Origin of the sequence: Burkholderia sp. MSh2 (assembly GCF_000731655.1) — a bacterium.
Classification (GTDB): domain Bacteria; phylum Pseudomonadota; class Gammaproteobacteria; order Burkholderiales; family Burkholderiaceae; genus Burkholderia; species Burkholderia paludis.
In genome coordinates this window covers 27,279-40,492 of record NZ_JPGM01000004.1, presented here as the reverse complement: position 1 = coordinate 40,492, position 13,214 = coordinate 27,279, and the positions used below count along the sequence as shown (strand labels likewise).

The following is a 13,214-nucleotide window of genomic DNA, read 5'->3' as shown; positions in this document are numbered from 1 at the left end:
TCGCAATGTTGAGCGGGATTCGCTAATTTGTTCGCGGATCCGTGGCAATTTGTCCTGCCTCCGTGGGCTCCGACCGATCGGTGTCCGACGCGGCGAGGCCCGCGAGCGCGGCCTGCTGGCGACGCAGGTCGGCGAGCATGTTGCAGAACAGCGCGCCTTGCTCGATCGCATCGTCGAGTGCGACATGCGTGTGCGGATGGTCGTCGAACCAGTGCTTCGGAAAGCGCGGCTTGATCGCCTTGCGGTACGGCAGGCCCGTCATCGCGAACGCGAGCGTCTTGATGTCGAGCGCCGACCACGAGAACGGGCACCGCCCCGCGAACCGCATCATGTACCAGAACATGAACGTGAAATCGAAGCCGGCGGGCATCGCGACGAACACCGGCTTGCCGGGCAGCGCCTCGACCCACTCGACGTACGCGACCAGCGCCGCCTCGGGCGCCTGCAGGTCCCGCCGGCAGGCGGCCCATGCGTCGGGCTCGGTCTTCCACCATGCGGCCTGTACCGGATGCGCCTGCGCGCCGGGCAGCGTGTCGAGGTTGGCCGAGAACGTCGCGATCAGTTGCTTGTCCTCGGTGTAGGCGGCCGACGCGAAGCTCAGCATCGAGTGCGGGCCGGGAATCGGGCCGTCGGCCTCCACGTCGGTGCTGACGTAGATTTCCGGAATGGCGGTCTGGTTCATCCGAATACCTTGTCGGACACGAACGGGTTCGTGCGGCGCTCGTCGCCGAATGTCGAGACGGGGCCGTGGCCCGGCACGAACGTGACGTCGTCGCCGAGCGGCCACAGCTTTTCCTTGATCGAGCGGACGAGATCCGCGTGATTGCCGCGCGGGAAATCGGTGCGGCCGATCGAGCCCGCGAACAGCACGTCGCCGACGATCGCGATGCGGTGCGCACGGCTGAAGAAGACGACGTGGCCGGGCGTGTGGCCCGGGCAGTGATAGACCTCGAGCGTTTCGTCGCCGAACTGCACGGTGTCGCCGTCGTTCAGCCAATGGTCCGGCTCGAAGGTTTCGGCGGCCGGAAAGCCGAAGCGCTCGCTCTGCATCGGCAGCTTCTCGATCCAGAAGCGCTCCTCTTCCTGCGGCCCCTCGATCGGCACGCCGTAGTGCGTCGCGAGTGTCTTTGCGCCCGCGCAGTGATCGATGTGCCCGTGCGTGAGCAGCACCTTCTCGACCTGCACGTTCTGCCGCGCGACTTCCTGTTCGATCCGGTCGAGATCGCCGCCCGGATCGACGACGGCGGCGCGCCCCGTCTTCTCGCAGACGAGCAGCGAGCAGTTCTGCTGGAACGGCGTGACCGGAATGAGCGTGACTTTCATGGGAACACCGGCGGCTAAAAGGAGCGATTGTACCGGTCGCGCGGGCCGCTTGCCGTGCGCGCGACGCGCGTCGCGATGTCAGGGTGCGGGCATTCCCGGAGCATGTCGATTGTTACGTCCATAGTGAGAATCAATGGTCCTCGGGGGGTGCTTTTCGGGACGACCTTTTGATTTATGTATAATGCGGCCCATTGCGCGTGAGATTCACGCCATTCGCTGGTGTTTCGGCCCCGTTTAAAGGGGCGTCGGAAACACCGTCAAGCATCAGCCGCCGGGGAGTCCGGCGGTGTATCCAGCACCGAGCATTCGGTGCTCACGTCTTGTCCGGCCGGGTGCTGCGCGCCCGCCTGCGGCCTTGCTGCCGCGCCGCCGGATGAGGCCTGTGCCGCCGTTCCTGTGCGTTGGTCGTATCGACGCGCGCGAACGTGAAGTCATGTTCGATGGCGGCATGCGGGGTCTGGTCAGGCTGTTGGGGACAGGTTGCGCCAGACGTGAAAACTAATCAGGACGGTTGCGGCCTAGACGAAAGCCGCGCCCATGCTAGCCGCCTGCTCATCGCCGAGCGGGGCGTGCACGCATTTGCCGTCCGGGCCGCATGTCTGCGTTGTCTAGCAGCGTTGTGAAGGAAGCGGCCCGAACCAGAAGGCGACACGTCGATGAATTTACGATTTCCGAGTCGACTCGGGACCATTGCATTGTTTTTTGCGCTGACGGGCTGTGCGGTGCCATCCAGCCAGACCACCAGCAGCGCGGACCAGAAGAAAGCGGCCGACAGGACGGCCGCTGCCGCGAAGGCGGACGACAACAAGCAGTCACTCAATTTCGATTCCGCACTGGCGTCGATGCCGGCCGCCGACAGCAAGGACGCGAAGAAGGCGTCGCTGGCGGACGCCGAGCCGATCGACGGCAAGGACGTATCCGACTTCCGTCAGACGGGCCGCGCGTCGTGGTACGGGCGCGATTTCCACGGCCGTCGCACCGCGAACGGTGAGCGCTTCAACATGAACGCGTTCACCGCCGCGCACCGCACGCTGCCGCTGTCGTCGTACATCCGGGTGACGAACGCGTCGACCGGCAAGTGGGTCGTCGTGAAGGTCAACGATCGCGGGCCGTTCAAGCGCGGCCGCGTGCTCGACCTGTCATATGCGGCCGCCAAGGTGATCGGCCTCGTGCACGCCGGCACGGGGCGCGTGAAGATCGAGGGGCTGTCGCCGCAGGAAGCGCGCGAGGCGCGTGACGAAATGCTGGCGTCGGTCTCGACGAAGTAACGCCGAATCATGCATCGCGCATCACGCGGCGCCGACCGATGATGCAGAAGGGCTGCCCGAGGGCAGCCCTTTGTCTTTCCCGGCACGGTGCGGTGCAGGCACCGCGCCGCGCGTCAGCTTTCTTCCTTCAACGCCAGCGCACGCGCATACAGCGTGCTGCGCGATGCGCCCGTCAATGCGGCCGCGAGTTTAGCCGCGCTCTTCACCGGCACTTCTTCCAGCAACAGCTTGAGCAGCGCGTCGTGCGCCGTGTCGTCGGCTTCGCCGCTCGTCGCCGGCGCGCCTTCGACGACCAGCACGAACTCGCCGCGCTGCCGGTTCGCGTCGCCGGCGAGCCAGATCTGTCCTTCGGCCAGGGTGCCCTGGAACAACTGCTCATGTAGCTTGGTGAGCTCGCGCGCGATCAGCAGCCGGCGCGCGGGCCCGAACGCATCGGCGAGCGCGGCGACGGTTTCGGCGATCCGGTGCGGCGCTTCGTAGAACACCAATGCATACGGGTGCGACACCAGCGCCTGCAGCGCGGTCGCGCGCTGCTTCGTCTTGGGCGGCAGGAAGCCCGCGAACGTGAATGCGCCGGCCCAGTCGCCGGCCACGCTCAGCGCGGTCACGGCGGCGCTCGCGCCCGGCAGCGGGATCACCGTGAAGCCGGCGTCGCGCACCGCGTCGACGAGCCGTGCGCCGGGGTCCGAGATGCCGGGCGTGCCGGCGTCCGATACGTAGGCCACGCGTTCGCCGCCGCGCAGCAGCTCGATCACGCGTTGCGCGGCTTCGCGTTCGTTGTGCTCGTGCACGGCGACCAGCGGCTTCGAGATCCCGTAGCGGGCGAGCAGCTGGCCCGTGTTGCGGGTGTCTTCGGCGGCGATGCGGTCGGCGAGGCCGAGTACATGGAGTGCGCGCAGCGTGATGTCGGCGGTGTTGCCGATCGGCGTGGCGACCACGTAGAGCGCGGCGCTCGGGTAGTGCTGCGTATGCGCGAGTTCGAGGAGGGCAGTCATGGCAGGCAATGCGCGCAATCGCGGCGCAAGCGGAACAAGGACGGCATTGTGCCACGCGGCGCCGGTCGGGCCGGACGCCGGGCGCGGTTTGCCGCGCGCGGGCGACAACTTTTCCGGTGCGGCGCGATCCAAACCCGTCGGCGCGGCGTTCGAGCAGCGTGCCCGGCAGTTTCTCGAGCGTCGCGGCCTTGTGTTCGTCGCGGCGAACGTGACGATGCGCGGCGGCGAGCTCGATCTCGTGATGCGCGAGCCCGACGGCATGCTCGTGTTCGTCGAGGTGCGCGCACGGCGCAGCACCCGGCACGGCGGCGCGGCCGCGAGCGTCGGCTGGCGCAAGCGGCGGCGCCTGGTAGCCGCGGCGCTGCGGTTCTGGGCGCGGGATGGCGGCGGTGCCGCATGCCGCTTCGACGTCGTCGCGTTCGAGGCCGGGCGGCTCGTGTGGCTGCGCGACGCATTTCGTGCCGACGATGCGTAGCCGAGAGCTGTGACGAGTTGTAAAGAGTTCTTGCCGCACCCCCGGAGAGGGTGCCGGAGTACGGTAAACTCGCCGCACCCACGATGTCGCGCGATGCGTGCCACGCGCCCAGTTCACCAGGAATCGATGTCAGTCGAACGTATTCAGCAACATTTCCACGACAGCGCCGCGCTTCACGCCGAAGCGGCCGACGCGCTGTCGCTGCCGATCGCAGCGGCGGTCGACGCGATGTTCGCCGCGCTGGCGAACGGCAACAAGATCGTCGCCTGCGGTGACGGCCCGTCGGCCGCTGCCGCGCACTACCTCGCCGTGTCGCTCGTCGGCGGCTTCGAGCGCGAGCGTCCGGGCCTGCCCGCGATCGCGCTGGCCACCGATGCGTCGCAGGGCGGTCTCGCGGGCATCGCATCCGCCGAGCAACTGTTCGCGCAGCAGGTGCGCGTGCTTGGCCAGACCGGCGACATCCTGCTGGTGCTCGATCCGGGCGGCGCGTCGCCGCGCGTGCTGGCGGCGATCGAAGAGGCGCACGAGCGCGAGATGACCGTCGTCGCGCTGACGGGCGGCAACGGCCATGCGGTCGCGGCCGCGCTGTCCGAAACCGATATCCCGATCAGCGTGCCCGCCGTTCGCGCGGCGCGCATCCACGAAGTCCATCTGCTGACCATCCACTGCCTGTGCGACGGCATCGACGCGATGCTGCTGGGTGAGGATTGAACGAAGGAGAGCCGTCGATGAATCAAAGCCGCGTCAAACAGACGCTCGTCAGGACCACGTTGCTCGCCGCGCTCACGGCGGGCCTCGCCGTGTCGCTGCAGGGTTGTGTGCTCGGGGTCGTGGGCGCAGCGGCCGGCGGCGGTGCGCTGATCGCGACCGATCGCCGCACGCTCGGTGCGCAGACGGAGGATCGCGAGATCCAGGTCAAGGCACTCTCGCAGATCAACAACGGGCTGCCCGACAAGTCGCACGTGAACGTGACGGTGTTCAACCGCCGTGTGCTGCTGACGGGCGAAGTGCCGAACGATGCGTCGAAACAGCGCGCCGAGGAAATCGTGCGCGCCATCAACAATGTGAACGGCATCGTCAACGAGCTGTCGGTCGAGCCGGCGTCGTCGCTGTCGTCGCGTGCGAACGACTCGTACCTCGAAGGGCGCGTGAAATCCGAGCTGATCGCGACGAAGGGCATCTCGGCGAACTACTACAAGGTCGTCAGCGAGCGCGGCAACCTTTACCTGATGGGCCTGGTGACGGTCGACGAGGGCAATCGCGGTGCGGAAGCCGCCAGCCAGGTGCCGGGCGTCGAGAAGGTCGTGAAGGTATTCCAGTACGTGAAGCCGCAGGATGCGCAGGCGCTGCAGGCCGCGTCGTCCGCGAGCGGCGCGTCCGGAGCGCAGGCTGTCGCCGCGCCGGCGGATGGCGCGACGGTGGGCGCCGTGCCCGACGCGTCGGTGCAGTCCACGCCGTTGCAGTCGCCCGCGCCGATTTCGAATTCGTCCAGCGTGCACCCGGGCAACCCGAAGGCGCCGTCGCAATGAAGAGCATTCAGATGAAGCAGATGAAACAATGGATGGCGCAGGGCGCCGCGGTCGCGGTGCTCGTGGCCGGTACGCTGGGCGTCGCGCATGCGGACGTCGGCGACGGCCTGAAGGTCGCGCGCGGCAACGCCTGCATGGGCTGCCATGCGGTCGACCGCAAGCTGGTCGGCCCGTCGTTCAAGGATATTGCCGCCCGCTACACGGCCGATCCGCAGGCCGTGGCCAAGCTGTCGAAGAAGGTGAAGGACGGCGGCTCCGGCGTCTGGGGGGCGATTCCGATGCCCGCGCATCCGCGCATGAGCGACGCCGACGTCCGTTCGGTGGTCGAATGGGTGCTGGCCGGCGCGCCGTCGAAGTGACGCACGCGGGGTGTGTAACCCCTATTGCCAAGCGCGGAAATGCGTGTGTATGATGATTGACTGTTGGGGCGGTAGCTCAGCTGGGAGAGCGTCGCGTTCGCAATGCGAAGGTCGGGAGTTCGATCCTCCTCCGCTCCACCAACGGAATTCGAAAGGCTCGTCCTCCTGAAACAGGACGGATAGTGTTGCACTGGGCGCGAAGTGACATGCTCGTTCACAAAGTGCAACAAAATGCAGCCTGATGCTTCACAAACAAAAAGCCGGCCTCGAGCCGGCTTTTTGTTTTTTGTTCGATATCGGTGGTGCTCACACGTCACACGGATGCCGGCCATCCAGCCTGCCCGGGTTGCTTGACGGTGGCCGTCCCTGCGGCCGAAATGCCAGTGGTTAATTGCCAGTCGATCATTCGCTGATCCCGTTCTTTTTCAAGATCGCGGCGCCAGTGCCTTGTTCGCCGCACTCAGAATTCCGTCAACTCAACGATTGTCAGATTGTGTCGGCAAGCGGCCTGGACGTTCGTCGGACGCCGGATCGCTCCCGCAAGTTTGATATCCTCGCTGTCACAAATCGGTAGTGTGACCGTGCCGTGCCGTGGCGCGAGTCGCAAAGCCGAATTCAATACGTTTACAACAATATTGAGAGAACGGCTGTGTCGATAAGCGAAACAATAAGCAGCTTCGCGGCAGGGGTGGTCGACTGGAATCGTCGGCCTGTCGCCTTGAATTTCGGCAAGGCGCAAGGCGCGTTGGGGCACTTGCTTGCGCTGCAGCACGCGCACGTGCACGAAGGGCTGATGACCGGCATTCGCGGGCATCTGACCTGCGTGTCGCCCCGCCACAACCTGTCGCCGAGGCTATTCCTCGGCGTCCCCGTCTCGATCCGGCTCGTCACCGATCGGGGCCGGTTGCACTTCGTCAACGCGATCGTCCAGGATGTGCAGATCGGCCAGAGCGACGGCGAGCTGTGCGTGTACCAGCTCACGGTGTGCGACGCCCTGTCTTTGATGGACAAACGCACGAATTCCCGTGTATTCCGCCAGAGCAACGTAGTCGACATCCTCACGACATTGTTCGGCGAATGGCGTCAGCGTAGCCCGGCGCTGGCTGCGGCCTTCGAATTCGACCTGTCCGGCTTGAGTCGCGACCGGTATCCGGCGCGTGAGCTGACCCGCCAGGTCAATGAGTCCGATGCGAACTTCGTGCGCCGCCTGTTGAGGCGCGAAGGCATCACGGTGTTTGCCAAGGCCGGTCCGGTCAAGGGAGCGGGGAGCGGCCAGGACGACACGCCGGTGCATACGCTCGTGTGTTGCGACGATCCGATGTCGTTGCCCGAAGCGCCGGCCGGCACGGTGCGACTGCATCCGCGCGACGCCGCCACCGAGGAGCGCGACACCGTTACGCTGTTCGCACTGCATCAGCGGCTCGCGCCGGGCCAGGTCGGGCGTCCGTCGTGGGATTACAAGAAGGCGCGTATCGACGAGTCGGTGGTCGCGTCGAGCCTCAACCAGGGCGAGGCCGGCAACGACCTGGCGCAGCTGCTCACCGACGTCGCGATCGACATCCCCCATGCGGGCGACTCATGGAACGATCACGAGCGCCTCACGCGCGTCCGGATGCTCGCGCATCAGTTTGAAGCCGAGCGTTACGACGGCGTGAGCAGCGTGCGCGATCTGGCCGTCGGGGCGTGGATCACCCTGACCGGAGATCCCGAATGGGACATGCAGTCCTCCGACCAGCGGCAGCTCGTGATCACGTCGATCGACCACGACATCTGGAACAATTTGCCGAAGGGGTTGACCGACCGTGTCCAGGCGTTGTTTGCCGCGAGCCGGCACCTCGCCTATCCGGCGCCATTGCAGCCGCCGGCGTCGGCGGCAACCGAAGCCGATACGCGCTACGAAAATCAGTTCACCTGTGTGCGGCGTGGCGTACCGCTGACGCCGGCGTACGATCCCAAGGTCGATCTGCCGCCCGTGCACCTGTTGACCGGCACGATCGTCGGCCAGCAAGGCGAGGAAGTGTTTTGCGATGCCGACGGCCGCGTTCGCGTTCGGATCCATGGCCTCGATCCGGCGGACCATGCACATGCCCAAGGGGCGGGCACGAACGACAATGCCGGCGACAGCGCACCGATCCGTGTCGGAGCGAGTCTCGCGGGCGGCAGCTTCGGGGCGCTGTTTTTGCCGCGAGTCGGCATGGAGGTATTGATCGGCAGCCTCGGCGGCGATCCGGACCGCCTGGTCATCATCAACGTGCTGAGCAACGGCGTGAATCCCCCGGCGGCCTTCACCCACATCGGCAATCTTCCCGGCAACCGCTACGTGTCGGGGATCAAGACCAAGGAAATCAAGGGGCGCCGATATAACCAGCTGCGTCTCGACGATACCCCGGGACAAATATCCAGTCAGTTGGCGAGCGAGCACGCGTATTCCCAGCTGAATCTCGGGTACCTGACGCAACCCCGCCAGGACGGCCGAGGTCAGGATCGTGGTGAGGGTGCGGAATTGCGCACCGACGCGGCAGCCGCATTGCGGGCCGCGCAGGGCATTCTCCTGACGACCTACGCACGCTCGCAGGCGAGCGGCGGTCAGCTCGATCGTGACGAGTTGCTGCGGCTGCTCGGCGAGTGCACGGACCTGTTCAAGTCGCTGGGCGACTACGCCGGTCAGCATGGCGGTCAGGCGAGCGACACGACGGGCCAGCAGGCGGTCGCCGCGGCGTTCAAGGGCTGGGCACCCGGCGGCGGTGGCGCGTCGGACGCCGGAACCGGTGGTGCGGCCGGGTCGCAAGCGCTGATGGCGTTCGGCGCGCAAGCCGGCTCGGTTGCAATCACGCCGAAGACCCACGTGACATACGCCGGCGAGAACATCGACCAGGTCGCGCAGCAACACGTGCAACTGACCAGCGGCCAGCACATCACGCTGCACGGTGGCCGCGGCGTCGCGATGTTCGCGCACAGCGATGGCGTTTCGGCGATTGCGAATCAGGGCAAGGTGACGCTGCAGAGCCAGAACGACGACACGCAGATCGATTCCGCGAAGAACATTCAGTTCACGGCGGCCGGCGGCAAGCTAGCGGGCATGGCGAGCGACGAGGTGGTTCTCACGACGTCCGGTGGCGCCTACCTGAAACTGCACGGCAGCGATATCGAACTGGGGTGCCCCGGCACGTTCACGGTGAAGTCCGCCGGGCACTCGTGGCAGGGGCCGGCGAGCATGAGCACGGACATGCCGAAGTTCGATCATGCCCCGCTCGGGCGCGTGCCCAAGCTCGTGCGGGCGACCGACGGGCAGGCCGTGGAAGGCATGCAGGCGGAGATCACGAAAGCATCGGGCGAAGTGGTGAAGGGGCAATCCGACGCCGCGGGCAAGCTTGCTCCCATCCAGAGCAACCAGTTCGAACCATTCGTCGTGAATTTCTTCAAGAACAAGAATTGACCGGGGATGGCAATCATCATGGCAGATACAGCCAATACCGCACCGGCCAATCCGGTCGCACCTGAAAACAATGCGTCGGCGCAAGCCGCGGCGAACGAGGGCGGCGGCCTCGATCCGCGCGCGCCTTCAGGCGGAGCTTCGTCGGACGGGAACGACGATTCGCAGAATCGCTACCTGGTCGCCAACGGCAATGGCGTGATGACGCTCAGCCAATCGGACTATCTGTGCGTCATGCAGATGCCGTTGCCGGGCATCGTGATTTTCGTGCACGGGGTCAACTCGGAGGGAGAGTGGTTCGAAGCGGGAGAAGAGGGGCTGTGCGCCGGCTTGAACAGGCGTCTTGGGCGCGAGGACGATTATTTGACGCATCGCGGGCCACTGGGTGGCCAGATGGGCAAGATGCGTTACATGAAGAGCCTGACCGATGATGGGTTCATCAACCCGAAACTGACATCGAAGACCTATCTGCAACCGGACGAAAATACCTACTCGCCCGTCATTCATTTTCGCTGGGGCTACAAGGCGAACGCCGAGGATCTGAAGCGCTACGGGAAGTCGATCTTCCTGAACGAGCAGAACTATTGGGGCGGTGGCCCGTTCGCGAACGGTTGCGGCAGCCTGCCGGACCTGTGGAATGCCGGCGTCGATCCGCGCATCTTCGGGTTCATCAACATTCAGAGCATCAATCCCACGGCGCGTCAGATCTACGAGACACCGCCGCGCGCGTACAACGTGATGGGCGCGCTGCGTCTGGCGAAGCTCATCGGGTCTATCCGGAAAGTGCAAAAGGATGTCCCGATCACCGTGGTGTGCCATAGCCAGGGCAATATGGTCGGCATTGCCTCGGCGTTTCTCGGCGATCGGCTGTCGAAGGCGGCCGGCGTGAGATGCGTGGCGGATACCTATGTGCTGGCCAATCCGCCCTACGGGATCGTCGGTTCCATCGAGGGTGACAACTCGCCGTTCATGGAACACTGGGCCGAGCGCAACAACCATGATTCGAAGGGCAACCGAGGTCGGGTGGAATCGCAGGCGCGGGCGAAGACCTTGAAGGCATTTTTCGAACTGATCGCGCAGAGCAAGGGTGCCGAGGATCAGCGCGACCCGCTCGACTATCGGATGACGATGGCAAACATGAAGGCGGGTGAAGACGGCAAGCCCGCCTACGATCCGGACGACGACAGAAAGCGGTATGGCGTCCAGAATCACACCTACGGGCGTGTGACGCTGTACTCGTGTCCGCACGATCAGGTGATTTCCGCGGCTCCGGTGCAGGGCATGGGCTGGCGAGGATTGCATCCGAAAGAGGTCGAACTCGTGAAGGGCACGAGCCTGTTCACGCAGCGCGTGTTCGCCACCAACTTTCAGGTCGGCCAGGAGAACCCTGTCGTCTATCGGACCTGGGAGCATGACTGGCGTTACGAAAAGGGCTCGTCGAAGCTGTTTTTCTATCCCACGTCGCCACCGGCCAAATACAACCTAGTCAAGGCGCTGCGGGGTAACGAGCATTGGTATGGCAAGGTCGGCACCATCGGCGCGGCTCCCGTGTTGTTTATCGCGACATTGGCGACTTCGGCTCTTGGCATGTTTCGTACCAACGCCGATCCACCGAAGGACTGGCACGTCCTGTGTGATGCACCTGGCCTGCCGGAACCGTTCTTCCCGCAGGCGATCCGCTATGGAGCGGTCGTACAGGTCAGGGACGGAAACGCCGAAAGCGATTTCAATGAGGACAACGATCCGGTGGCGGCTGCGCGAAACAAGAGCAAGGCCAGCATCAACATGGCTGACCCGTACGACACATATAAGGCTGAAGGCAAGCATGCAGTTGAGATGGCGCCCAAGGGAGATGCGGACAGCGAGGCGTCACAACGCTATGAGGACCATGCAATCACGCGCATGGAGGCTCGTCACGACAACAATTCGGAGTGGGTCAAGGACGATGTGGTCATCGGCGAGGCTGGGTCCAACGCACAAATGCCGGAGGGATATGAAAAATGGCGAAACAAGCAGGTCGTGCGTATTCTCGATCAGGCTGTGAATAACCCGACGAACCATTCGACGATCATGACGAATCCGATGCATGCCAGGTTGGCGCTGGCTTACGATGTCGCGATTGGTATTTGTCGAATCTCGTCTGAGCAGTTGAACGATTTTAGAGTTGAAGCAGACTGGCGGTTCGGTAAGCAATTGGAAAAAGGCAATCCGAATAAAATCTATTCGACGTACTTCGAGAAAGGAAAAATGAATGGGCAGTTTTTGCAAGACTGGGTGCTCGAAGACCCCGAGGCAATGCTTCCTGACTCGATAGACGACACGCGGCAGGGTGGTACATTACTCGGTATCGGGGAGGCAGTATGAGATCGCTGGTCGCCTCCCGGTCACGACGATTTGCACTGGTATTCGTTGGAGTACTTCTTGCGGTTGGTATTGTCGCAATCTGGGCATTCGGTCATAGTCCGCACACGCGAAGCATGGGAGAGGAGATGACAAGATGGATAGGGCTGCCTGCCCTTGTTGGGGTGGCTGTTTTTGCATTCGTTACGGCGTGGTCATCGTCGACAGCCGAGGCCGCGCAGCCGATCTCGACTCCGAAACCACTGTCACCCGCCCAGGAGAGGCCATTTGTCGCGCAAGTTGTTGGTCTGGAATGGCTCAATCCTCTGCAGCGCCGCGACTATCCAACGGAATGGCAACTGCTATGGACAATGGGGCTGGTCAGGCCGAATAAGAACGATGACATGGTCAGAACGGACCCTCAAAGCTTTTTATCAGTTAAGCCAGTCGCTATTGTTGCGGACGGGAACCATGGAAGGGAGAGCTTCGATGGATACTATGAGAAGTATGTCGATACGCTGCTGGGTCTGTTTGCCACGAAATATGTGATGAATGATCATTATTTTTATACGGTTAAATCACATGATCCGCGTCTTTGGCGAGAGTTGGCAGGCATTCGCGTCGAGTTCGCGATACCTCAGCGACTGACGTCGAAAGAGGCAATAGATTATTTGGCTTACCAGATCAAAGACTATTTTGAAATTGGCAATAAGTCCGCAAAGGATCTGTGGAGCAAGGATACGCCGCCGGATATCCGCATTCACATTGGCGGCCCGAATGCCGGCTTCACGTCCCTGAATGCCGCACTCGACTATCTGCAAGCGCATCCACAGGAAAGCGTATGGGTGATGAACTGGGACGCCCCAAGCTTCCCGCCCAAAGACGAGCAGATGAACGAAAACCTCACCGTGCTGTTTCTTGCCGGTCCAGATTTGAAGACTGAACGCGAGCCGCTCGCATGGATCGGCAAGGCTGCGACGGGTAACGTGAGCGACTTCGAGGCGAAGGCCGGCACGACACGCGCGGTCCAGGCATGGAAGGCAACGATCGCGCAGGCCGCGCATAACGCGAATGTCGACCCCGCAAGCATTCAGTTCGTCGTGCATGACGCGGGCAAGGGCGGTGATGCAGCATCGACGCGTCTGGCTTCGCTATCGCAGACGCTGACGGAAACGCTGCCGGAATTCGACTACACGAAGCAGGTGTTCAACACGCCGGCGCTGCTTGGCGACATGGGCGCGGGTACGGCGCTGACGAACGTCGCACTCGCGATCGGCCGGATCAACCACTTCGGCGGGAACGCGCTGGTTGCCGGCACCACGGACGCAGGCCACCCGACTGCCGTGGTCGTCCTTCCGCCGTCGAAGCTCACACCGATCAACCCGGACAGCGACTGGTTCCGCGCCCGCGGCGAAGACAACGCCTATCTGCCATGGTGGGGCCGCCGCCACGACACGAACTACGGCATCCAGGGCTATTCGTACTAAGGAGA

11 protein-coding genes and 1 tRNA gene are annotated in these 13,214 nt (G+C 64.0%); 9 read left to right on the top strand and 3 right to left on the bottom strand.

Annotated elements, in window-relative coordinates; translation table 11 throughout:
- Window positions 1-22: 22 nt before the first annotated feature.
- Window positions 23-682 (bottom strand): exonuclease, encoded by a 660-nt coding sequence (locus GQ57_RS02680; RefSeq protein ID WP_034197019.1) that lies wholly within the window; start codon window positions 680-682, stop codon window positions 23-25.
- Window positions 679-1,323, bottom strand: coding sequence for an MBL fold metallo-hydrolase (locus tag GQ57_RS02675; protein WP_031396992.1), 645 nt, complete (start codon window positions 1,321-1,323; stop codon window positions 679-681). Before GQ57_RS02675 ends, GQ57_RS02680 begins: the two co-directional genes overlap by 4 nt.
- A 656-nt stretch (window positions 1,324-1,979) precedes the next feature.
- Here GQ57_RS02675 and GQ57_RS02670 point away from each other — a divergent pair.
- Window positions 1,980-2,591, top strand: a complete 612-nt coding sequence (locus GQ57_RS02670; protein WP_031396991.1) for a septal ring lytic transglycosylase RlpA family protein — start codon at window positions 1,980-1,982, stop codon at window positions 2,589-2,591.
- 113 nt (window positions 2,592-2,704) lie between these two features.
- Here GQ57_RS02670 and rsmI read toward each other — a convergent pair whose 3' ends face one another.
- The gene (rsmI, locus tag GQ57_RS02665) at window positions 2,705-3,586 is read right to left on the bottom strand and encodes a 16S rRNA (cytidine(1402)-2'-O)-methyltransferase (RefSeq protein WP_034197018.1); all 882 of its coding nucleotides are present in this window, start codon (window positions 3,584-3,586) and stop codon (window positions 2,705-2,707) included.
- Between the two features lie 46 nt (window positions 3,587-3,632).
- Here rsmI and GQ57_RS02660 point away from each other — a divergent pair, with 46 nt between their 5' ends.
- The 8 genes from GQ57_RS02660 to GQ57_RS02625 all read left to right on the top strand — a co-directional run bounded on the left by GQ57_RS02660 (window position 3,633) and on the right by GQ57_RS02625 (window position 13,209).
- Window positions 3,633-4,061, top strand: a complete 429-nt coding sequence (locus GQ57_RS02660) for a YraN family protein (RefSeq protein ID WP_031396989.1) — start codon at window positions 3,633-3,635, stop codon at window positions 4,059-4,061.
- A gap of 126 nt (window positions 4,062-4,187) precedes the next feature.
- A complete protein-coding gene (locus GQ57_RS02655) occupies window positions 4,188-4,772 on the top strand; it encodes an SIS domain-containing protein (protein ID WP_031396988.1) in 585 nt (194 codons plus the stop codon).
- A 17-nt stretch (window positions 4,773-4,789) separates the two neighbouring features.
- Window positions 4,790-5,590, top strand: coding sequence for a BON domain-containing protein (locus tag GQ57_RS02650; protein ID WP_034197017.1), 801 nt, complete (start codon window positions 4,790-4,792; stop codon window positions 5,588-5,590).
- Window positions 5,587-5,949, top strand: coding sequence for a c-type cytochrome (locus GQ57_RS02645; RefSeq protein ID WP_034197016.1), 363 nt, complete (start codon window positions 5,587-5,589; stop codon window positions 5,947-5,949). The genes GQ57_RS02650 and GQ57_RS02645 overlap by 4 nt, the downstream gene beginning before the upstream one ends.
- A 65-nt stretch (window positions 5,950-6,014) precedes the next feature.
- Window positions 6,015-6,090: transfer RNA gene (locus GQ57_RS02640), tRNA-Ala, on the top strand.
- Window positions 6,091-6,598: 508 nt separating this feature from the next.
- Window positions 6,599-9,385: a type VI secretion system Vgr family protein gene (locus GQ57_RS02635; RefSeq protein ID WP_052001027.1), complete on the top strand. Its 2,787-nt coding sequence runs from the start codon at window positions 6,599-6,601 to the stop codon at window positions 9,383-9,385.
- A 198-nt stretch (window positions 9,386-9,583) separates the two neighbouring features.
- Window positions 9,584-11,746, top strand: a complete 2,163-nt coding sequence (locus tag GQ57_RS02630; protein WP_052001026.1) for a T6SS effector phospholipase Tle3 domain-containing protein — start codon at window positions 9,584-9,586, stop codon at window positions 11,744-11,746.
- A complete protein-coding gene (locus tag GQ57_RS02625) occupies window positions 11,743-13,209 on the top strand; it encodes a hypothetical protein (protein WP_034197015.1) in 1,467 nt (488 codons plus the stop codon). The genes GQ57_RS02630 and GQ57_RS02625 overlap by 4 nt, the downstream gene beginning before the upstream one ends.
- Window positions 13,210-13,214 lie beyond the last annotated feature (5 nt).

Excerpts from the sequence above, each read along its gene's own strand:
- GQ57_RS02625 (WP_034197015.1), top strand. The coding sequence starts at position 11,743 with ATGAGATCGCTGGTCGCCTCCCGGTCACGACGATTTGCACTGGTATTC.
- GQ57_RS02650 (WP_034197017.1), top strand. The coding sequence starts at position 4,790 with ATGAATCAAAGCCGCGTCAAACAGACGCTCGTCAGGACCACGTTGCTC.
- rsmI (WP_034197018.1), bottom strand. The coding sequence starts at position 3,586 with ATGACTGCCCTCCTCGAACTCGCGCATACGCAGCACTACCCGAGCGCC.
- GQ57_RS02645 (WP_034197016.1), top strand. The coding sequence starts at position 5,587 with ATGAAGAGCATTCAGATGAAGCAGATGAAACAATGGATGGCGCAGGGC.
- GQ57_RS02680 (WP_034197019.1), bottom strand. The coding sequence starts at position 682 with ATGAACCAGACCGCCATTCCGGAAATCTACGTCAGCACCGACGTGGAG.
- GQ57_RS02630 (WP_052001026.1), top strand. The coding sequence starts at position 9,584 with ATGACGCTCAGCCAATCGGACTATCTGTGCGTCATGCAGATGCCGTTG.
- GQ57_RS02675 (WP_031396992.1), bottom strand. The coding sequence starts at position 1,323 with ATGAAAGTCACGCTCATTCCGGTCACGCCGTTCCAGCAGAACTGCTCG.
- GQ57_RS02655 (WP_031396988.1), top strand. The coding sequence starts at position 4,188 with ATGTCAGTCGAACGTATTCAGCAACATTTCCACGACAGCGCCGCGCTT.
- GQ57_RS02670 (WP_031396991.1), top strand. The coding sequence starts at position 1,980 with ATGAATTTACGATTTCCGAGTCGACTCGGGACCATTGCATTGTTTTTT.